General features: G+C 73.7%; 17 protein-coding genes. 4 read left to right on the top strand and 13 right to left on the bottom strand.

Annotation, left to right across the window (positions count from 1 at the left end; genetic code table 11):
* Nucleotides 1-351: 351 nt before the first annotated feature.
* Nucleotides 352-588: a 30S ribosomal protein S18 gene (gene rpsR, locus ACF1BH_RS08690; RefSeq protein ID WP_391641708.1), complete on the top strand. Its 237-nt coding sequence runs from the start codon at nt 352-354 to the stop codon at nt 586-588.
* 195 nt (nt 589-783) lie between these two features.
* On the opposite strand, the gene ACF1BH_RS08685 is transcribed toward rpsR, so the two are convergent.
* Nucleotides 784-2,478 (bottom strand): MFS transporter, encoded by a 1,695-nt coding sequence (locus ACF1BH_RS08685; RefSeq protein ID WP_391641707.1) that lies wholly within the window; start codon nt 2,476-2,478, stop codon nt 784-786.
* Nucleotides 2,479-2,501: 23 nt separating this feature from the next.
* Complete coding sequence (locus ACF1BH_RS08680) at nt 2,502-3,176, bottom strand: HAD family hydrolase (protein ID WP_391641706.1); 675 nt, start codon at nt 3,174-3,176, stop codon at nt 2,502-2,504.
* 493 nt (nt 3,177-3,669) lie between these two features.
* Here ACF1BH_RS08680 and ACF1BH_RS08675 point away from each other — a divergent pair, with 493 nt between their 5' ends.
* Nucleotides 3,670-5,586, top strand: coding sequence for an N-acetylmuramoyl-L-alanine amidase (locus ACF1BH_RS08675; RefSeq protein ID WP_391641705.1), 1,917 nt, complete (start codon nt 3,670-3,672; stop codon nt 5,584-5,586).
* Between the two features lie 64 nt (nt 5,587-5,650).
* Here ACF1BH_RS08675 and ACF1BH_RS08670 read toward each other — a convergent pair whose 3' ends face one another.
* Nucleotides 5,651-6,367: a L,D-transpeptidase gene (locus ACF1BH_RS08670; RefSeq protein ID WP_391641704.1), complete on the bottom strand. Its 717-nt coding sequence runs from the start codon at nt 6,365-6,367 to the stop codon at nt 5,651-5,653.
* A 173-nt stretch (nt 6,368-6,540) separates the two neighbouring features.
* On the opposite strand from ACF1BH_RS08670, the gene ACF1BH_RS08665 reads away from it, so the two are divergent.
* The gene (locus ACF1BH_RS08665; RefSeq protein WP_391641703.1) at nt 6,541-7,248 is read left to right on the top strand and encodes a nucleotidyltransferase domain-containing protein; all 708 of its coding nucleotides are present in this window, start codon (nt 6,541-6,543) and stop codon (nt 7,246-7,248) included.
* A gap of 13 nt (nt 7,249-7,261) precedes the next feature.
* On the opposite strand, the gene ACF1BH_RS08660 is transcribed toward ACF1BH_RS08665, so the two are convergent.
* The 9 genes from ACF1BH_RS08660 to ACF1BH_RS08620 all read right to left on the bottom strand — a co-directional run bounded on the left by ACF1BH_RS08660 (nt 7,262) and on the right by ACF1BH_RS08620 (nt 16,172).
* Nucleotides 7,262-8,551 carry an alpha/beta hydrolase gene (locus ACF1BH_RS08660; protein ID WP_391641702.1) on the bottom strand — a complete coding sequence of 430 codons (1,290 nt, stop codon included), beginning with the start codon at nt 8,549-8,551 and terminating at the stop codon, nt 7,262-7,264.
* An 88-nt stretch (nt 8,552-8,639) separates the two neighbouring features.
* A complete protein-coding gene (locus tag ACF1BH_RS08655) occupies nt 8,640-9,758 on the bottom strand; it encodes a trypsin-like serine peptidase (RefSeq protein ID WP_391641701.1) in 1,119 nt (372 codons plus the stop codon).
* A 177-nt stretch (nt 9,759-9,935) separates the two neighbouring features.
* A complete protein-coding gene (locus ACF1BH_RS08650; RefSeq protein WP_391641700.1) occupies nt 9,936-10,229 on the bottom strand; it encodes a hypothetical protein in 294 nt (97 codons plus the stop codon).
* A 273-nt stretch (nt 10,230-10,502) separates the two neighbouring features.
* Complete coding sequence (locus ACF1BH_RS08645; RefSeq protein WP_391641699.1) at nt 10,503-11,306, bottom strand: methyltransferase domain-containing protein; 804 nt, start codon at nt 11,304-11,306, stop codon at nt 10,503-10,505.
* Complete coding sequence (locus ACF1BH_RS08640) at nt 11,296-11,706, bottom strand: cupin domain-containing protein (RefSeq protein ID WP_391641698.1); 411 nt, start codon at nt 11,704-11,706, stop codon at nt 11,296-11,298. Before ACF1BH_RS08640 ends, ACF1BH_RS08645 begins: the two co-directional genes overlap by 11 nt.
* Nucleotides 11,707-11,835: 129 nt before the next feature.
* Nucleotides 11,836-12,798 (bottom strand): pirin family protein, encoded by a 963-nt coding sequence (locus ACF1BH_RS08635; RefSeq protein WP_391641697.1) that lies wholly within the window; start codon nt 12,796-12,798, stop codon nt 11,836-11,838.
* 83 nt (nt 12,799-12,881) lie between these two features.
* Complete coding sequence (locus tag ACF1BH_RS08630; protein WP_391641696.1) at nt 12,882-13,271, bottom strand: GntR family transcriptional regulator; 390 nt, start codon at nt 13,269-13,271, stop codon at nt 12,882-12,884.
* A gap of 132 nt (nt 13,272-13,403) precedes the next feature.
* Complete coding sequence (gene asnB, locus ACF1BH_RS08625; protein WP_391641695.1) at nt 13,404-15,254, bottom strand: asparagine synthase (glutamine-hydrolyzing); 1,851 nt, start codon at nt 15,252-15,254, stop codon at nt 13,404-13,406.
* A gap of 261 nt (nt 15,255-15,515) precedes the next feature.
* Nucleotides 15,516-16,172, bottom strand: coding sequence for a class I SAM-dependent methyltransferase (locus ACF1BH_RS08620; RefSeq protein WP_391641694.1), 657 nt, complete (start codon nt 16,170-16,172; stop codon nt 15,516-15,518).
* 234 nt (nt 16,173-16,406) lie between these two features.
* Here ACF1BH_RS08620 and ACF1BH_RS08615 point away from each other — a divergent pair, with 234 nt between their 5' ends.
* A complete protein-coding gene (locus ACF1BH_RS08615) occupies nt 16,407-17,333 on the top strand; it encodes a GNAT family N-acetyltransferase (protein WP_391641693.1) in 927 nt (308 codons plus the stop codon).
* 95 nt (nt 17,334-17,428) lie between these two features.
* On the opposite strand, the gene ACF1BH_RS08610 is transcribed toward ACF1BH_RS08615, so the two are convergent.
* Nucleotides 17,429-19,648, bottom strand: coding sequence for an NADP-dependent isocitrate dehydrogenase (locus ACF1BH_RS08610; RefSeq protein WP_391641692.1), 2,220 nt, complete (start codon nt 19,646-19,648; stop codon nt 17,429-17,431).
* Between the last annotated feature and the right edge of the window lie 105 nt (nt 19,649-19,753).

The raw sequence follows: 19,753 nt of genomic DNA, 5'->3' as shown, positions 1-19,753 counted from the left end.
CAGGGCCGAGCCTTCCGGCGGTGGTCGGGGCGGGTACCCGTCAGCTGCGCCCGGGGCGGGACGAGTGCCCGTCAGCTGCTGCCGGGAGCGGGGCCGGTGTCTCCGTGCGGCTCCGGGCGGCTCCGGGCGGCTCCGGCAGGTGCCTCGGCTCCCGGGGCCAGGGCCAAGGGCTTCCGGCGGCGGACGGGAGGCATTCCCGTCGGCTGCGGCCGGGGGCAGGGCCGGTGTCTCCCGCGTTCCCTCGGAAGATGCCGCGGCCCTCCCGCTGCGCGTCTGCCCCTCCCCGAGTCCCGGCGCTCTCCCCTGAACTCGATCTCCCTCCTGTCAGCCACTCTGCCGAAAGGTTCTGCCATGACTCGCCGTCCCGCGCCCCGCAAGGGGTCCCGGCCCCGCCCCAACCCTCTTGACCAGGCGGGCATCACCTCCATCGACTACAAGGACACCGCCCTGCTCCGGACCTTCCTCTCCGACCGCGGCAAGATCCGCAGCCGGCGCATCACCCGGGTCACGGCACAGCAGCAGCGGCAGCTGACCCGCGCCATCAAGAACGCCCGGGAGATGGCACTGCTGCCGTATGCGTTGCGGTAGAGCGGAGCGGGGGCCGGGGCTGGGGGCTTGGGTTGAGGCGTTCCGGGTGAGGGGGCTTGGGGTGGGGGCCGTTGGCGGCGGGGGCGTTGGGATCTCGGGTCTTCTCTCCTTCCCTCTCCCCCTCCCCCAGCCCACCCGCCCCGCCTCCTCCGCCTCCTCCGCTCCCGCGTTATGGGGCGTCACTTCGGTTCATCGCTAGGGGTCGTGGTCGGCTCCCTCGGGGTGGGTCGTGGTGGTTGCCGTGGGTGCGGCTTCGGGGGCCGTCGGGGCGGTGGGGGCCGTGGGGTCGGTTTCTGCGGGGCGGTGGGCGCCGCGGTGGGCGGCCGGCGCGGAGAGTGCTGCCAGGACCGCGGAGGCGGCCAGCACGGTCTGGAGCGCATGGGCCGACGCGGTGGCGGAGGCCGCGCCGCCGTCGGTCAGGTGGAGATAGCCGGCGCCCAGCGTCGCCACGCCGAGCGCACCGCACAGCTGCGCATTGGTGCTGATGACACCGGACAGGTCGGCGGCGTAGCGGTCCGGCAGGGCGAACGTCATCCGGGCGATCAGGGCGTTGGAGCTGATACCGAGGCCGAGTCCGCCGATGCCCAGCAGCAGGAAGAGCGCCGGGCCGGTGCGATGGCCCGTCACGAGGTAGAGCCACACCGCGGTGTAACCGCCGGCCAGGACAGTGCAGCCCACCACGGGCATCGCGGCGGCGTACCGGGACGGCACCCGGGCCAGCAGCGGACCGGCCAGACCGAAGGCGGCGACCCAGGAAATCATGGCCGTCCCCGCATAGGCGGGGCCGCGCCCCAGCCCCTCCTGGAGGTATACGGCGAGGACGAAGAGGAGGGCGAAGTACGTCAGGGTGGTGGCGCCGTGTGCGGCCAGGGACCAGCGGATCGCCGGTTCACGGATCACCTCCTCGGCGATCAGCGGCCGCCCGCCCCGCGCGGCGCGGCGCCGTTGGCTGCGCCGGAACGCCACCCCCGTCGGCACCGCGGCCACCAGACAGGCCCACATCCACCAGGGCCATCCCGCGTCGCTGCCCAGCAGCAGCGGCACGATGAGCAGCAGCACCGTGGTGGCCAGCAGCGCCATACCGCGGACGTCGATGCCGTCCGGTGCCGGCCCGGCTGTCGCTGCACCAGGGCCGGGGCCGGAGCCGGCGGCAGGACCGGAAGCCGGTGTGTGCCCGTCGGTGCCGGAGGAGTTCCCCGCGCCGACCGGCCCGGTGCGGGTGGTCTCCGCGCCGGGGTCGGCCGGCATCACCCGCAGCGCCGCCCACAGGAGCAGCAGTCCGGCGGGGACGTTGATGAGGAAGATCGGGCGCCAGCCGGTGCCGAGGATGTCGGCGGCGATCAGTACGCCGCCCAGGGCCTGGCCCGCCACGGCGCCGCCCGAGAGCGCGAGGGCGTAGTACCCGAGGGCCTCGACGCGCTGCCGTCCGGTGAAGTACCGCTGGATGCCGCTCAGGACCTGCGGCACCATCAATGCCGCGCCCGCGCCCTGGGCGATCCGGGAGGTGATCAGCACGGCCGGGTGGAAGGCCAGGGCGCAGGCGAGGGACGCCGCGGTGAAGAGCGTCATTCCCGCGAGGAAGATCCGGCGGTGGCCGTGGCTGCCGCCGAGCCGGGCGCCCGCGACGAGCAGGACCGCGTAGGCCACGACATAGCCGGAGACCACCAGGCCCGCCTCGCCGCCCGAGGCGCCGAGGTCGCTCTGGACGGCGGGCGCGGCGATGTTGGCGATGGCGGTGTCGATGTTGGCCATGAACTGGGCGGCGAGGAGGACGGCGAGCAGTCGCCACCGGTGAACGGCCGGGCGGGAGGGCCCGCCCGCGGCTCCGGGCCGCGCCGTGGTGGGGTGTTCCGGGACGGCGTTCCCCGGGTCGGGCGGCTGGGGCCGCATGGTGGGATCCCTCCGTCCGGTGGTCAGACCGCGCTCAGGGGCAGCGGCGGCCAGCTGATGTCGCTGAGGTCGGGGACGACGAGGTCGGCGGCGTGCAGCGCCTCGGCGTCATGGGTGGTGGTCAGGGCCACGCAGGACAGACCGGCGGCCTTGGCCGCGGCGATGCCGGCGGGGGCGTCCTCGAACGCCACCGCCCGGTCGGGGGCGACGCCCAGGGCCTCGCAGCCGGCGAGGAATCCTTCCGGGTGGGGCTTGCCGCGGCTCACGTCCTCGGCGGTGATCATCGTGGCGAAGAGTCCGGCGCCGCCGATGTGGTCCAGCATCGCCCCGGCGTGCTCGCGCAGCCCGGAGGTGACGACCGCCATCGGGACGCCCGACGTGTGCAGCCGCCGCACCAGTGCGGCGGCGCCCGGTACGGGGTGGGGCGGAGGGATGTCCGGGCCGTTGAGGTAGCCGACGGCTTCGTCGAAGAGGTCGGCGACGGTGCTGCCGGGAAAGCGGTGGACATGGTCGGCCAGCGCCTCCTGGCCGCGCCGTCCGACGAAGGTCGCCAGCAGCGCGTCGTCGACCTCCAGTCCGTGGACGTGGAAGAGGCGGGTCCAGGCGGCGCGGCTGCGGTGTTCGGTGGCGATCAGGGTGCCGTCGAGGTCGAAGAGGGCGGCGTGGAGCGGTGCCGGGGCGGCGGTGAGGTCGGTCATCTCAGAGGTGTCCTTGTTCGGTGGGGGCGGTGTGGGCGGTGTGGAAGGGGCCGCGCTCCTGCGGCGGCGTGTGGGGCGGTGTGGTCTTCCGGGCGCGGGATGGTGTGGTCTTGCGGACGGGAAACACCGCGGGGCGCGGGTTGGTTGCACCGGTCCGGATTCCGGGCGGGGAGCGCGGGCCGGAGGCGACCGTGGGGCGGCGCTCCCGTGCCCGCCCGGCCGCCGCCGTCGCCACCGCCGTCACCACCGCCCAGGGCGGACGTCAGGCAACGAGTCACTGAAGGCGAGGTCACGATCGGCTACCGCCCTGGGAACCGGAACGTTTTTCTGATCTCATGGCGTACGGCGCCGAAACCACCTTCCGCCGTGACGAGTTGCCCGCCTGTGGCGTGCCCGCGTGGTTCCGCGCCGCCCCCCACTCGGTGCGCCGTGCGCGAGGTCACGGCTTTTCTCCCCGTTCCGCCCGGTGCGCCGTTGCTCCGAAGGGATTGGTGTGCACAAGCGCAAAAAGAAACGCTGGCTTCCCGCTGCGGTCCTCGGCGGAACGCTGGCGGCAGGTGCCTTCGCGTTCCTGCCCACACTGGCGCAGGCACAGAACGACGCCCCGACGCCCTCCTTGCAGGCCGAATTCACCGCGGCCGCGAAGGAGTTCCACGTTCCGCTGCCGGTTCTGCTGGGCGTGGCCCGCCAGGAGTCCGGCTGGCAGCAGCACTCCGGCTACAACCAGACCGGCGGCTACGGTCTGATGAACCTCACCGATGTGACGCCGCAGATGGTCTCCCGGGGCGCCGCCGGTGCCGCCGGCCGCTCCGACCTCACCTCGTTCGCCGACCACCCCGAACTGCACACGCTGAGCTCCGCCGCGAAGCTGACCGGGATCCCGGCCGACCGGCTGCGGCACCGCTCCGCGGACAACATCCGTGGCGGCGCCGCGCTGCTCGCCTCGTACCAGAAGCAGATGACGGGCGGGACGTCCGACGATCCGTCGCAGTGGACCGCGGCGGTGGCCAGGTACAGCCGTCTGACGGACAAGAAGGCGGCCACCTCGTACGTCACCTCCGTGTTCGCCGCGATCCACTCCGGTGCGCAGCGGCAGGCGGGGAACGGCAGCGCGGTCTCCCTGCAGGCGGTGCCGTCCGCCAAGCCGGTCACCGGACAGTTCGCCAAGCTGCGGCTCACCGACACACCGGCGCCGCAGACCGAGTGCCCCGCGACGCTGACCTGCACGTTCGTGCCGGCTGCGGCCGCCAACGGGCAGGTCTCCGACCGCCCGGCCAACGGTGTGAAGATCACGCAGATCGTTCTCCACACCACGGAGGGCTCGTACGACAACGCCATCGAGACGTTCCAGAAGGCGGGCGGCGCCTCGGCGCAGTACGTCATGCGCGCCTCCGACGGCGCGGTCACGCAGATGGTGCCGAACAAGGACGTCGCGTTCGGGGACGGCAACTACGACAGCAACCTCCACGCCATCCAGATCGAGCACGAGGGCTTCTCGGCGCACGGTGCGGACTGGTACACGCCGGTCGTGTACGAGAAGACCGCGGAGCTGGTGAAGTGGCTGGCGGCCAGGTACGACGTCCCGCTGGACCGGCGTCACATCCTCGGGCACGACAACGTCCCCGGCCCCTCGGACGACACCCTCGCGGGGATGCACTGGGACCCGGGCAACAGCTGGGACTGGACGCGCTTCATGCGGCTGCTCGGCGCGCCCGTCGACGACGGTGAGCGGGGCGTCGGGCCGGTCGGCTCGGCGGTGACCATCACACCGGGCTTCGACGAGAACCAGCAGACGTACACGGTCTGCCCGGCCGACGACCCGTCCGGCAAGGTGAAGGAGTGCGGACCGCAGCGCGGGCCGTCCAGCGCCCTGTTCGTGCGCAGCGCGCCCGCCGACGACGCGCCGCTGCTGCTCGACCCGGTCGTGCACACGGACGAGGGCGCCAAGGCCGGTACCGACGGCGTCGCGGACTGGAGCACCACGGTCCAGGCCGGGCAGCAGTTCGTGGTGGCGGACCGGCAGGGCGACTGGACCGCCATCTGGTTCGACGGCCAGAAGGGCTGGATCCACAACCCCGGCGGCCGCAACACCACTCCGGCCGAGGGCGTGCGGATCGTGAAGCCGGCCGGTACGGGCGCGGCGCACGTGTTCGGCACGGCGTATCCGCAGGAGTCCGAGTACCCGGCGGATGTGAAACCGTCGAAGCAGACGCCGCTGACGGCCAAGAACTACGGTATCCGCGCAGGTCAGGCGTATGTGACCAGTGGGGAGCCGCAGGCCGCGTCGGACTACTCGCCGTCCAACGGCAAGGTCGTGCACGGCGCGAAGCGGTACTACACCGTGCAGTTCAACCACCGGTACGTCCTGGTGGACTCCGCGGAGGTCACCGCGGCGCCCGCGGGGCGCTGACACCGCACACACAGGTGCCCGGGACCGTCGCGGTCCCGGGCACCGTCGTGTGCCGTGCGGTGGATCAGGTGCCGGGCTTGCGTCCGTAGACGAAGACGTCGTCACCGGTGGACAGGAGCTTCCAGTACGCCTTGGCGTCGGCGGTGCGCATGTTGACGCAGCCGTGCGAGCCCGGGGCGGACCAGACGCTGCCGCTGATCGCGTGGAACGCCTCGCCGCCGTCGAAGAACTGCGAGTACGGCATCGGCACGTGGTACAGCGACGACACGTGGTTCTTGTGCTTCCAGAAGATCTTGTGCAGGCCGGTGCGGGTCTCGTTGCCGTTGCGGCCGGTGCGGACCGGCACCGGGCGCTTGACGAGGTGCCTGCCGTCCTGGATCCAGCTGATCTGCCGGGTCAGGTCCACGCAGGCGATGCGGCCCCGGTTGGTGGGGCAGCGGCCGGCGCGGTTGGGGTTGTTGCGGGCGTCCCGCTGCGGCTTGACGACCTTCATCATCTTCCACGTCACCGGGCCCGCGTAGCCGTACTGCGGGTGGATGGCGTGGCTGACCTGGAATGCTCGGATCGCCCGGCAGTCGCCCTGGGACTGCTTGCCGTCGGCCTTGCGGCCCAGGAACTTCTCGGCCTGCTTCTGGTACGGCCCCCGGGCGCCGCCGCACCAGGAGCCGGAGGCCGCCTGGGCGGGCGCGGCCCCGAGACCGGCCAGCAGGGGGGCGAGCACCGTGCCCGCCATCGTGTACGCGACGGTCCGGCCGCGACGGCTCATCCTGAATCTCGCCATATGTCCGATCCCCACCTCAACTCGCCTCCGCTGTCGCCTCTTTCGGCGCTGTGGCGCGGTCGCGGGACGGACACCGCCGCCCCCTCCTCCGCCTCTCTTCAGATTAGAGGCTCGACCCGAACGCGGCGGAGGAACGGGCGACTTGTCGGCCATGCCGCGGGTAGGACCAGGAGATGACATCCCAGCGCGCGGCACCGTCCGTGGCGGCGGCAGCGGTGGCGCGGCAACTCCTGCCCGGCGCCCGGATGGTGGTCGTCGGCGGCAGCGTGCTGACCGTCCACCGCACCCCGACGTCCGACCTCGACATGGTGGCGGTGCTCCCCCGGGTGGCGGCGCCGCACCACCGCGCGCTGCGGTGGGAGGGCTGGCCGGTGGAACTGCTCGTCCACGACGAGCAGACGCTCGCCGCCCACTGCGAGGACGGTTTCCGCCGCCGTTGGCCGGGCATCCCCCGGCTGCTGGCCCAGGGCGTGCTCCTCGTGGACGAGGACGGGCTCGGCGCCCGGCTCCAGGCCCGGATGCGGCAGCGGCTGGCCGCCGGCCCGGCCCCGGCGACCGCCGCCGAGACCGACGCGCTCCGCTTCGAACTGACCGACCTCCTCGACGACCTCGCGGGCACCGACGACGTAGGCGAGGCCGCCTTCGTCGCCGCCCGGGTCCTGACGAAGACGGCCCAGCTGGCACTGCTGGCCGCCCGGCACTGGCAGGGCAGCGGCAAGTGGCTGCTGCGCGAACTGCGCACCGCACGGCCACCGCTGGCCGCCCACCTCACCGCCGCCGCGGGCGACCCGGCGGCGCTCGCCGAGGCCGCGCACGCGGTGCTGCGGGAGACCGGCGGCCCGCTGCGGGAGTACCGGGTCGTCCAGCCCCGGCAGCCCTGAGCGCGGCCGCCTCCTACTTCCCGGCGACGGACGTCGTGACGACGTTCTCCGGCTCCCCCGGGAAGGGCCGCTCGCCGGTCAGATAGGGCATCCGGTCGGTGCGGCCCCGGAGGTACCGTTCGAAGAAGGCGGCCACCCGGTCGCCGGTGATGCGCCGCTGCTGCTCCTCCGACAGGCGTGCGTCCTCCCGCTGCGGGGTGTCGCGGTCGAGGTACTGGGTGCGGCAGGTGCCGGGCCGTTTGCCGGGCTCGGCGTCGTCGCGCGCCGCCACCTGGCCGCTGGAGGGCGACCACTGGCGGTTGTAGAAGTCATGGTTGCCGCCGGTCAGCGTGTACTTGAAGAGCGGTACCCGGGTCGCGGCGCGGTTCCGCTCGAAGAAGTCGCCGGTGTTGACGGCGTCGCAGGTGCCCCACATGACGGCGAACGGCGTCCGGGTCACCGGCTCACCGTCCCAGGTGGCGGTGGGCGCGAGGGCGAAGGCGGCCTTGATGTCGATCCCGTGGGGCAGATCGGCGCGGTGCGCGTCGGCGATCTCCTGCATCACCCCGCCCCCGCCCATCGAGTGCCCGAGGAGCCCGACCCGCCCCAGGTCGAGCCGGCCGCGGAAGTCGGCCCGTACGGGGGAGCCGTCGCGCGCGTCGGTGAGCGCCGTGCGCAGCGGGCCGTCGCCCGAGGCGGACAACTGCTGCCAGAGCCGCAGATGACGCTCGATGAGGGCGGCCCGCGCCCGGTAGACGGTGTCGGCCTGGCCGCCGTCGGTCGCGTTGATGCCGTTGGTGCCCACGGAGACGACCACGAAGCCGCGGGCGGCCAGCGCGCGGCCGAGGTAGTCGTAGCCCGTGCTGCTGGGGATCGGCGCGGTGCCCCGGGCGCAGGGCCAGGCCCAGAGCGGCGCGGCGGCCTTCTCCATGAGGGCTTCCTGCCGGGCGGCCTCGGCCTTGTCGCCCCGCTCCAGGGCCCGGTCGCGGGCCTGCTCCGCGGCGGCGTGGCGGGCCTGCGCCCCGGCGTCCGCGCAGGTCTCCCAGTGGCCGTGCTGCATCAGGACCACCGGGTGCCGGCCGGTGCCGGGCCGGGCCGGGTAGTACACCGTGCCGGCGAGTTCGCTGCGGCCCTTGTAGCCGAGGGCGGCCGGGGGTGTGAACGCCAGGTCGCCGAGGTGGTAGCGGGCCTCGCGGACGGTGCTCGCGGCGGGCGCGACGGACAGCGCGGGACTGGCGTGCACCGGCACGGCGACGGCGGCGGTGCCCAGGGCGCAGCCCAGCGCCGCCAGGAGGAGACCGCGACGGACGGTGGTTCTCTTCATGAGTCCTGTTCCTTGTGCTCTGCGGGGTGGCCGGGGCCCGGAGGCCGGCGCCCGGTGGCGGGCGGGCGCCGGCCTCCGGGCGGAACGGTCAGCTCAGCCGCTCGGCCTTGTCGTGGAGCAGCTTCGTCAGCGCGGTGGTGAACTGCGGCCCGACCAGGTGCCGTACGCATCCGGACCCGGCCGACTCCTGGCACGCCTTCCCGGCCGCGTCCATGAAGGCGGACTGGGTGTTGACGCCGACGACCTCGCCCCGCCCGGTGGCGGCGTCGAAGCCGCCCAGACGGGGACCGCCGCTCGCGCCGCCGCCCATCACGCACGCCACGCCCCGGATCCCGGCGGGCTCGACGTGGTCCGGGGTGCCCGGGTACTCCCGGGGCGCGCCCTGGCAGTAGGCCAGTTCCCGGCCGGTGTACTCGGGCAGCCCCTCACGGGCCGGGTCGGAGGCGGCCCGTGGGTAGCCGAACTGGACGGCCGTACGGTCACCGGGCGCGTCGTAGGAGAGGCCCTGGGGGGTGCCGGTGGCCTGCTGGAGGGTCTGGCCGCGCTCGTTGCGGCCGACGACGGCGAAGCCCTGGTCATGGGCGTCGAACCGGGCGTGGATCTGGTCGTTCTCCAGCCAGACGGAGTTGATCACCGACCAGCGGACGACGAACGTCCCCAGGGGCGCCTTGCCGTCGCGGTACCCGGGGACGTACAGGACGTGGGTCTGCCACTGGTTGTGCTCACCGGCGAGGTCGGTGGCGTTGAGGCAGTGGCCCGCGGTCACGACGGTGCTGCCGTTCGCGCTCTTGACCGCCGTCGCGGTGCAACTGGCGTCCTCCCCGTGGTCGGTGAAGAAGAGCCGCCCCACGGTGGTGTCGACGGCGCCGCCCCCGCCCCACGGCGCACCGTCCTTCCCGGCGCGCGGCGGAACATCCTCGACCTGCGTGTTCAGCGCGGCGATACGCTCCGGCGTCCAGTACGCGCGCACCTGCTTCTCGTCCTGCGCGGTGGCCGCCGCGGCATGGGTGAGCACCTTGCCCTCGGCCGGTGCGCCGCCCGGCGCCGGCGCGGCCATCACCCCCGGCGCGAACGCCGCGGTGAGCGCGCAGGCGACGGCCGACGCCACCGCCGCCCGGCGCACCGCGGCCCGACGCCGCGGCGCGGAGGTGTGTCCGGGGGCGCGCGTCGCGTGGCAGGCGCCGGTACGGGCGTGGGTGTCGCGCATGGGTCCTTCTTCCGTGAGAGGGGTTGCTCGCCGCATGCCGAGCGGACGGCACGGCGCGGCGCGTACGCGAGCGGGCGCGCGCCGCGAGAGGCGTCGGAGAGACCTCGGGGGATGCCTCGGAGGGAGGTACTGCTTCGTCAGGCGTCGGAGCCGGGCCGGTCCTCGGGACCGGACTGCTCAGCCCCTGGGGGCCACCGGCGCCGGGACGCCGTCACCGCTCCTGCCCGGGATCGCGGCGGGCGCCGGGGCGGGCCGGACGGCCTTGCCGCCGGAGGCCGGGACCGGGGCCGGGCCGGATCGCGCCGGGACGGCGGCCGGGGCGGGGACGGGACGCGATGCCTGGGCGCCGTCGGCGGCGTGGGCGGTCACGGCCGCGCCGCCGCCCAGGGCGGCGCCGAGGACGGACGCGCCCAGCAGGAGGCGCAGTCGCCGGGAGCGGCGCGCGGACGTCGGGGCAAGGCGTGCGGACATGTGGACCTTCGCTCTCTCGCGGGGAACGGAGGGCCGGTGTCCGCGCCGAACTCCCGCACGGACACCGGGCTCCCGAATGGGGCCTCCACAGCGTGAGACGTGCGGCGGACATGCCGGTTGCCGCACGGTTCCCGACGATCCACATGCCATCGGGTGAGGTGGGTCACACAAGGGCAGGGAGGGTGCCGAGGTCCGCCGCGCCCGGGATCACGCGCCGGAGCGTCATCCGGCCATCCGTGAACTCCCGGTCCGGCGAAGGAGGCTGACGGATCGTCAGGCGTCGGCGCCGCGACGGCCCCAGCAGGTGATCAGGGGCGCCGGGGTGACCGCGACATCCTCCTCGGCCAGCCACGCCAGATGCGCGTCGATCTCCGCATCGGTCGTCGCTCCGGACCCGGTCAGCTCCCCGCGCAGCTGCCGGACCGTCGCCGCCTCCAGCTCCCGGCAGGCGGGCGAGGTGACCGGGAAGTACCCCTCGGCCTGGACGTCCTCCAGTCCCGCGCCGCGCAGCAGCTTCGGCAGCGAGCGGCCGAAGGACAGATCCGCACCCCGCTGGGCGAGCAGGGCACGGAACCCGCGGCGGATGCGCTCGGCCCGCTCCCCCGCCGGGCCCTCCTCCGCCGGGCAGGCGAGCGGCTGGAGCGCCGGATCGGCGTCCTCCACGACCAGCCAGCCGCCGGGCCGCAGCGCCGAGGCGAGCCGTTCGAGGACCGCCGCCCGGTCGGGCAGATGCACCAGCAGGAGCCGAGCGTGGACCAGGTCGAGGCCGGTGGCGGGCGGCGCGTCCCGCGTCACGTCGTGCCGCAGCACCTCGGTGTTGGCGGTACCGGGGCCGGTCAGCCACGAGGTGTCCAGGTCCGTCGCCCAGACCCGGCCGGCCAGCCCGACGCGCTCGGCGAGACCGGCGGGCACCGAGGCGCCGCCCGCGCCGGCCTCCCAGCAGCGCCACCCCGCGCCGAGCCCCAGCCGGTCGAGGTGGGTGAACGTCCACGGGTCGAAGAGCTCCGCGAACGCGTCGAAGCGGCGTCCCGCCTCGCGCCGGCGGTTGTCGAGCAGATATCCGTCCTCAGATCCCATATCGCCATCTTCGCACCGGCCCCCGGAGCGCCCCCGGGCGGAGGGCCCGGAGACCCGGCGGCGACATCGGGCGGTACCCGGCGGCGGATGCACCGGGCCGGCCGACCCAGTCGTACTCCAGATAGCGCCAGTTGCCCTCCAGCACACAGCCGGAGACGGGACCGCGGTGACGGTGGCGGCCCAGTGAGGCGCCGGCCTGCACCCAGAGCACGTTCGCGGCGGAATTGCCGCGGATGTCGAAGGTCAGATGCTTGATCATCACCTGCGGCACGAAGGGGAGCCACGGCGAGGCCGCCTTTGGGATGTGCCCTTCGGGCAGCGCGTACCGGTCCCGGCACCGGTCGATCCTCGCCTCGCTCGCGGCCAGGCGGCCAGGACCCGGAGGCTGGCTGGTCGTCATGACGGATGCCCTTCCTGCTGGCACCGGTACGGATGCGGATGCGGATGCGGATGCGGATGCGCAGTCATACCCGCATCCGGGCCCGCGACGCGACACCTGCACCGACGCCGCGCGGAGCACATGCGCAGCTCAGCGCGCCCTCCCCCGCGGCTTCAGCGGCGTCCCGGGCAGCTCAGGGGCGGGCAGCGGGGCGCCGTCGTAGCCGTGGACGGTGCCGAAGCGGTCGCCCATCACCCAGTCGGCGCGGGCCTGTGCGATGTCCTCCTGGGTCCGCCCGATGAAGTTCCACCACATGATCAGCTCTTCCTCGAAGGGTTCGCCGCCGAGGAGGAGCAGGGCGCAGTCGGTGGGGGCGCGGAGCGGGAGTTCGGTGCGGCCGCAGCCGAGGTACAGGAGGGAGCCGGGGGTGAGGCGGACGCCGTCGATCTCGCTCTCGCCGGAGATGGTCAGGGCCGCGTACTCGAAGTCCGGGTCGACCGGCAGCCGGGTGCCGGTGCCGGCGGTGAGGGTGAGGTCGGCGCCGACGAGCGGGGAGTACGTGGTGCCGGGTGAGGCGGCTCCGGCCAGTTCGCCGAGGATGACGGTGGCGGACAGGCCGCCGGCCCCGGTGACGACGGGCAGGTCGTCGTGGTGCTCGAACGACGGCTCGGTGTGGCGGTGTTCGTTGGGCAGGGCGACCCACAGCTGTGCGCCGTGCAGCAGCCGGGCGTGGTCGCGCGGCGATTCCTCGGAGTGCGCGATGGCCCGTCCCGAGGTCATCAGACCCAGTTCGCGCGGGCGGACGGTCTGGAGACTGCCCAGGCTGTCGCGGTGCAGCACCTCGCCGTCGTGCAGCCAGCTGACGGTCTGCAGCCCCATGTGCGGATGCGGCGGCACCTGCATGCCGGGCTCGCCGGCGATGTCGTCGGGGCCGTAGTGGTCGACGAAGCACCAGGCGCCGACCATGCGGCGGCCGAGGTTGGGCAGCAGGCGGCGGACGAGGGTGCTCTCGCCGAGCGGCACCTGCTTGCCGGGCTGGATGTCGCGGACGGGTCCAATGCGGCCGTTGCCCCCGCAGGGTTTGGCGAGCGGGCGGATGTCGAGGTTGCTCATGCCGTCACGATAGGCCGGGCGCGGCGCGCGATTCGGGCAACCGTGCGGGTGGGCATGTCCTGCCGGACGCGCCCGACGACCGGTCAGCCGGTGCCGTACGTGGCGCGGAGCGCGTCGTGGACGGCGGCGAGTGCGGCGTCGTGGTCCAGGCCGAGGCGGTGGGCGCGGCGGGCGTAGTCGGCGGCTGCGGTGGCGGCCTCCTTGTCGGCGGCCTCACCCGCCGCGGCGACGAAGCTGCCGTTGCGGCCGCGGGTCTCGATCACCCTGTCGGCCTCCAGGGCGCGGTACGCCTTGGCCACGGTGTTGGCGGCGATGCCCAGTTCGTCGGCGAGACCGCGGACGGTGGGCAGCCGGAACCCCACCGGCAGGGCCCCGGACCGGGCCTGGTCGGCGATCCGGGCGCGGACCTGCTCGAACGGGGCGTCGGCGGACCGGGGGTCGAGGGTGATCCGGAGATGCTGCGGCGAGGACACGGCGGGCGCTCCTGGGGTGCGGGCGGGGCCGGCCCGGGGCGGGCCGGGAGCAGGTGGTCGCGCCCATTGTGCGTCAGGTGGGTGCGCGGCTCGCCCCGGGGAGCGGTGGTGGGGCTCCCCGGGACGACCGGGTCACAGCTCCAGGCTGGTCCCCGTGGTGCGGAGCCAGGCGTCGAGGCCGAGGATCAGTTCGGCGCCGGGGCGGATGTCGCCGGTGGCGCCGTCGGCGGTGACCTCCTTGGCGACGGTGGAGTCCAGCAGCGGCTGGACCGGGGCGTTCCGGTCGGCGGCGACGTCACGCAGCTCGCCGCGGAGCGCCTCGTTGTACCCCGGGTCCTGGGTGCTGGGGTACGGGCTCTTCACCCGGTCGGCGACGGAGGCCGGCAGCACGTCGCGGACGGCGGCGCGCAGCAGCGACTTCTCACGGCCGTCGAACGTCTTCATCGACCAGGGGGTGTTGAAGACGTACTCGACGAGGCGGTGGTCGCAGAACGGGACGCGGACCTCCAGGCCGACGGCCATCGAGGCGCGGTCCTTGCGGTCCAGGAGGATCTGCACGAAGCGGGTCAGGTGCAGATAGCTGACCTCGCGCATCCGGCGCTGGAGCCCGGCGTCGCCGTCGAGGTAGGGGACCTCGGCCAGCGCCTCGCGGTAGCGGCGGTCCTCGTAGCCCTTCAGGTCGAGGCGTTTGAGGAGCCCGCGGTCGAGGAGCGCCTCGCGGACGGCGTTGCCGCCGGAGAAGCGGCCCGAGACGCCGGCGGCTATCCAGGGGAAGGTGTCGGCGTGCACGGCCTCGGGGTCGTGGAACCAGCGGTAGCCGCCGAAGATCTCGTCGGCCGATTCACCGGACAGCGCGACCGTCGACTGTTCGCGTACCGCCTTGAAGAGGAGGTAGAGGGAGGTGTCGCCGTCACCGAAGCCGTTGGGCAGATCGCGGGCGGCGAGGACGGCGGCGCGGTGCGTTGGGTCCATCAGGGCGGCGGTGTCCAGCACGATGTCGTGGTGGTCGGACGCGACGTGCTCGGCGAGGGCGTGGGCGTACGGGCCGTCGGGGGTGGGGCGCAGGTCGTCGGGGGTGAAGTTCTCGGTGTACCCGGTGAAGTCGACGGCGAACGAACGGACCGGGCCGCTGCCCTGGGCGGCCAGCGCGCCGGCGGAGAGCGCGGTGATCGCGGACGAGTCGAGGCCGCCGGAGAGCAGGGTGCAGAGCGGGACGTCGGCGATGAGCTGGCGGGCGACGATGTCGTCGAGCAGTCCGCGGATGTGGCCGACGGTGGTGTCGAGGTCGTCGGTGTGCTCACGCGCCTGGAGCGCCCAGTAGCAGCGGGTGGTGAGGCCGGAGCGGGTGACGCGGACGGTGTGGCCGGGGCGGACCTCGTGCATGCCCTTGAAAACGCCGTGACCGGGGGTCTTGGTGAAAGTGATCAGCTCGGCCAGGCCCTCGGCGTCGACGGCGGGCCGCACCTCGGGGTGGGCGTTGATCGCCTTGGGCTCGGAGCCGAAGAGCACACCGTTCGGGGTGGGCTGGTAGTAGAGCGGCTTGATGCCCATCCGGTCGCGGACCAGGAGGAGTTCCTCGGTCCGCGGGTCCCAGAGCGCGAAGGCGTACATCCCGTTGAGGCGCTCGGTGAACGCCTCGCCCCACTCCAGGTAGGCGTGGAGCACGACCTCGGTGTCGCTCTGTGTGCGGAAGGTGTGCCCCAGGCCCTCCAGCTCGGCCTTCAGCTCGCGGTAGTTGTAGACCTCGCCGCTGTAGGTGGTGACGAGCAGGGTGCGGCCGTCGCGCTCGACGGCCATGGGCTGCTTGCCGCCGTCGAGGTCGATGACGGCGAGGCGGCGGTGGCCGAACGCGGCGTGGGTGTCGAGCCAGATCCCGGCGGCGTCCGGGCCACGGCAGGCCATGGTCTCGGTCATCGCTTCCAGGGTGGGACGCTCGGTGGTGAGGTTACGGTCGTAGGAGATCCATCCGGTGATTCCACACATCTCGGCTCCTTCGTCGGCAGCGGACCGCCGCATCCCGGCAGCGGCCCCCGTTGATCACGGTACGCCGGGATAGCTGTAGCTACCACCTATGCAGATTCCGGACTGTCCGGAACGAGCCAGGGCGGATCCGGTGACCGGTGCGGGCCGGGTGCGCTCCGGGCAGGAAGGGGCTCGGGACAGCCTCGGCAGCGGTAGTCCCGGCTCGGGGCTGCCCCCTCCCGACGGTCGCGCAATCGGCCCTGCGCCGCACCTCTGCGCCCGTCAGACGGCTCCGGGCACCCCGGCGATCAGGGCGTACCGCTCGTCGGACACCTCCCTCCCCCACAGCAGCGGATCGCCGGACAGATCCTCCACACGGACGCGGAAACCGTGGTCCAACGCCCGTATCCATGCGCGGAGTTCGCGGGCGGCGATGCCCACCGCCCCGGACTCGCCCCAGCGGCCCTCGACGAGGACCAGCCGGCCACCGGGGGCCAGCAGCCCCGACCAGTGGCGCAGCGCGGCCCCCGGATCGGGCAGCGCCCACAGGACATGGCGTACCAGGACGGCGTCGAACCGCTCCTCCCCCACCGGCGGGAGCGCCGCGTCGCCGGGCAGGAAGCGGGCATCGTGCCCGGCGAGCTTGGTGCGGGCCCGCGCGATCATGGCGGGCGCGTGGTCGACGCCCAGGACGCGGTGGCCCGCCTCGGCCGCGAGGAGGGCGAGGCTGCCGGTGCCGCAGCCGAGGTCGAGAAGGGCGGCGGGCGGCGTGGGCAGCCAGCCGCGCAGCCGGGCGGCCCAGGCGGCACGGACCGCGGGGTCCCGCAGGCCGTGATCGGGGGCGTCGTCGAAGGTGGCCGCCGCGGCCTGCCAGTACGCGGCGGAGCCGGGGCGGCCGTCGGCGGGCGGACCGGGCGGTGCTGCTGCGTCGGTGGTCATGTCCCCATGGTGACGACGACCACTGACAACGGCGCCGCGGCGCTCACCGCCCGGGCCCGGCCACGGCGCGACCGGTCAGGCGTCCCTGTGGCGGCGTCACCGGGACGGGTGGCCGGAAGGCGGAACGGCCGCACCCGCAGCGCCTGCCCGGGGTAGGCCGGGCCGTTCCGGGCCGGTCGCCGGGCCGTGAAATCCGGAGGCGACCGGCACGCCCGTGGCGTACCGTCCGCGGCCATGAGCCCTACCGTGCGCGACTTCCGTCCCTCGGACGCCCAGGCCGTCGCCGACCTGCGGCGCGCCGCCCTCCCCGCCGTCCTCGCCACCCCGCGGGGCCTCGTCCGGCACCTCGCCACCGCCGCCCCGGAACAGCGGCTGCGGTGCCTGGTCGCGGAGCGCGAGGGCCGGGTGATCGGCGCCGTCACCGCCCATCTGGTGCACGACAGCAGCGTCCCGGGGACGGGCTCCGCGACACCCCATGTCCACCCCGACCACCGGTGGTACGGGGCGGGCGGCGCGCTGCTGAGCGCCGCCGAGGAGCACCTCGCGGCGGTCGGCGCGGAACGGATCTTCGCCTGGGTGGACGACACACCGGGCCCGCTCGCCTTCGCGGACCGGCGCGGCTACCGCCGGACCCGCCCGGCCCATTTCCTCCGGCTCGATCTGGCGGGCGCGGCGCTGCCGCCGCCCGATCGGCTGCCGCCGGGCGTGGCGCTGCACCCGGGCAGCGACTTCGCCGCGGACCCTGCGCCGGTGTTCGCCGCGGACGCCGAGACGGCGGCGGACGAGCCGGGCGATGTGCCGTGCGACGCCATGACGTATCCGGACTGGCGGCGGCGGATCTGGGAGCACCCCGACCACGATCCGCGGCTTTCGGCGGTGGTGACCGTCGGCGGCGAGGTCGCGGCCTTCACCCTGGCGGCCACCGACGGTCTGGGCCGCTACTCCTCCTCCATGACCGGAACGCGCCGCGCCCACCGCGGCCGCGGCCTGGCCCGCCTCGCCAAGACCGCGTCCCTGCACCGGGCCCGGGAGGCGGGCTGCACCGAGGCGTTCACCGGCAACGACGCGTCCAACGCCCCGATGCTCGCGGTCAATCACGCCCTGGGGTACCGCCCGTACGGCTCCGAATGGCGCTGCGTACGGGAGCTGGACCAGGGGTGAGGGCCGGGTCTGGTGGTCCGCCGACGCGACCGCCCCGCCCGGCGGGTGCCGGACGGGGCGGAAGGTGGGGCGTCGGGCACGCCCCGGGCCATGGCTCAGCTGAGGCCGGCCAGCGCCTGGTTGAGCGTGGCCGACGGACGCATCACGGCGGACGCCTTGGCGGTGTCCGGCTGGTAGTAGCCGCCGAGGTCCACCGGGGAGCCCTGGACCGCGATCAGCTCGTCGACGATCGTGCGCTCCTGCTCGGTCAGCGTCTTGGCGAGCGCCGCGAACGCCTCGGCGAGTTGGACGTCATCGGTCTGCTTGGCCAGCTCCTGGGCCCAGTAGAGGGCCAGGTAGAAGTGGCTGCCGCGGTTGTCGATGCCGCCGAGCTTGCGGCTCGGGGACTTGTCCTCGTTGAGGAAGGTGCCGGTCGCGCGGTCGAGGGTGTCGGCCAGGACCTGGGCGCGGGCGTTGCCGGTGGTCTGCGCGAGGTGCTCGAAGCTGACGGCCAGCGCGAGGAACTCGCCCAGGCTGTCCCAGCGCAGGTAGTTCTCCTTGACCAGCTGCTGGACGTGCTTGGGGGCGGAGCCGCCGGCGCCGGTCTCGAAGAGGCCACCGCCGCTCATCAGCGGGACGACGGAGAGCATCTTGGCGCTGGTGCCCAGCTCCAGGATGGGGAAGAGGTCCGTCAGGTAGTCACGCAGGACGTTGCCGGTGACGGAGATGGTGTTCTCACCGCGGCGGATGCGCTCCAGCGAGAACGCGGTCGCCGCCTCCGGGGCCATGATCTCGATCCGCAGACCGTCGGTGTCGTGGTCGGCGAGGTACGTCTTGACCTTGGAGATCAGCTGCGCGTCGTGGGCGCGGCCCTCGTCGAGCCAGAAGACGGCCGGGTCGCCGGTGGCGCGGGCGCGGGTGACGGCGAGCTTGACCCAGTCCTGGATCGGCAGGTCCTTGGTCTGGCACATGCGGAAGATGTCGCCCGCGCCGACGGCCTGCTCCAGGACCACGTCGCCGTTGCCGTCGAGGACGCGCACCGTGCCGGTGGCGGGGATCTCGAAGGTCTTGTCGTGGCTGCCGTACTCCTCGGCCTTCTGCGCCATCAGGCCGACGTTGGGCACCGAGCCCATGGTGGCCGGGTCGAAGGCGCCGTTGGCGCGGCAGTCGTCGATGACGACCTGGTAGACACCGGCGTAGCTGCTGTCGGGGAGGACGGCGAGGGTGTCGTGCTCCTGGCCGTCGGGGCCCCACATGTGGCCAGAGGTGCGGATCATGGCCGGCATGGACGCGTCGACGATGACGTCGGACGGCACGTGCAGGTTGGTGATGCCGCGGTCGGAGTCGACCATCGCCATCTCGGGGCCCTCAGCCAGCTCCGCCTCGAAGGACGCCTTGATCGCCGCGCCCTCGGGCAGCGCCTCGACGCCCTTGAGGATGCCGCCGAGACCGTCGTTCGGGGTCAGCCCCGCGGCGGCCAGGACGTCGCCGTACTCGGCGAAGGTCTTGGGGAAGAAGGCGCGCACGGCGTGACCGAAGATGATCGGGTCGGAGACCTTCATCATCGTGGCCTTGAGGTGCAGCGAGAAGAGGACGCCCTCGGCCTTGGCGCGGGCGACCTGCGCGGTGAAGAACTCGCGCAGCGCGGCGACGCGCATCACGGAGGCGTCGACGACCTCGCCCTTGAGCACCGGCACCGACTCACGCAGCACGGTGGTGGAGCCGTCGTCGCCGGTCAGCTCGATGCGCAGGGCACCGTCCGCGGCGAGGACCGCGGACTTCTCGGTGGAGCGGAAGTCGTCCACGCCCATGGTGGCGACGTTGGTCTTCGAGTCGGCGGTCCAGGCACCCATGCGGTGCGGGTGGGCCTTGGCGTAGTTCTTGACCGACGCGGGGGCGCGGCGGTCGGAGTTGCCCTCACGCAGGACCGGGTTGACGGCGCTGCCCTTGACCTTGTCGTAGCGGGCGCGGACGTCCTTGTCCTCGTCGGTCTGCGGGTCGTCCGGGTAGTCCGGCAGCGCGTAGCCCTGCTCCTGCAGCTCGGCGATGGCGGCCTTGAGCTGCGGGATGGACGCCGAGATGTTCGGCAGCTTGATGATGTTGGCGCCCGGCGTCTTCGCCAGCTCGCCCAGCTCGGCGAGGGCGTCGTCGATGCGCTGGTCCTCCCGCAGGCGCTCGGGGAAGCTCGCGATGATCCGGCCCGCGAGGGAGATGTCACGGGTCTCCACGGCGACGCCCGCGGTCGAGGCGTACGCCTCCACGACCGGCAGGAACGAGTAGGTCGCCAGTGCCGGCGCCTCGTCGGTGTGGGTGTAGATGATGGTCGAGTCAGTCACCGGTGCTCCGCTCCACGTCTGCAACATTGCTTGACATCAAGATATCTCGTGGCGGGCTCCTTCTCGACAGGGCCCTGGAAGCGGGTTTTCCCGGAGCCGTCCGCC

It is taken from the genome of Streptomyces sp. NPDC014733, assembly GCF_043083385.1.
Classification (GTDB): Bacteria; Actinomycetota; Actinomycetes; order Streptomycetales; family Streptomycetaceae; genus Streptomyces.
Note: the sequence above shows the minus strand (reverse complement) of the source record. Positions and strands in the feature narration are given on the sequence as shown.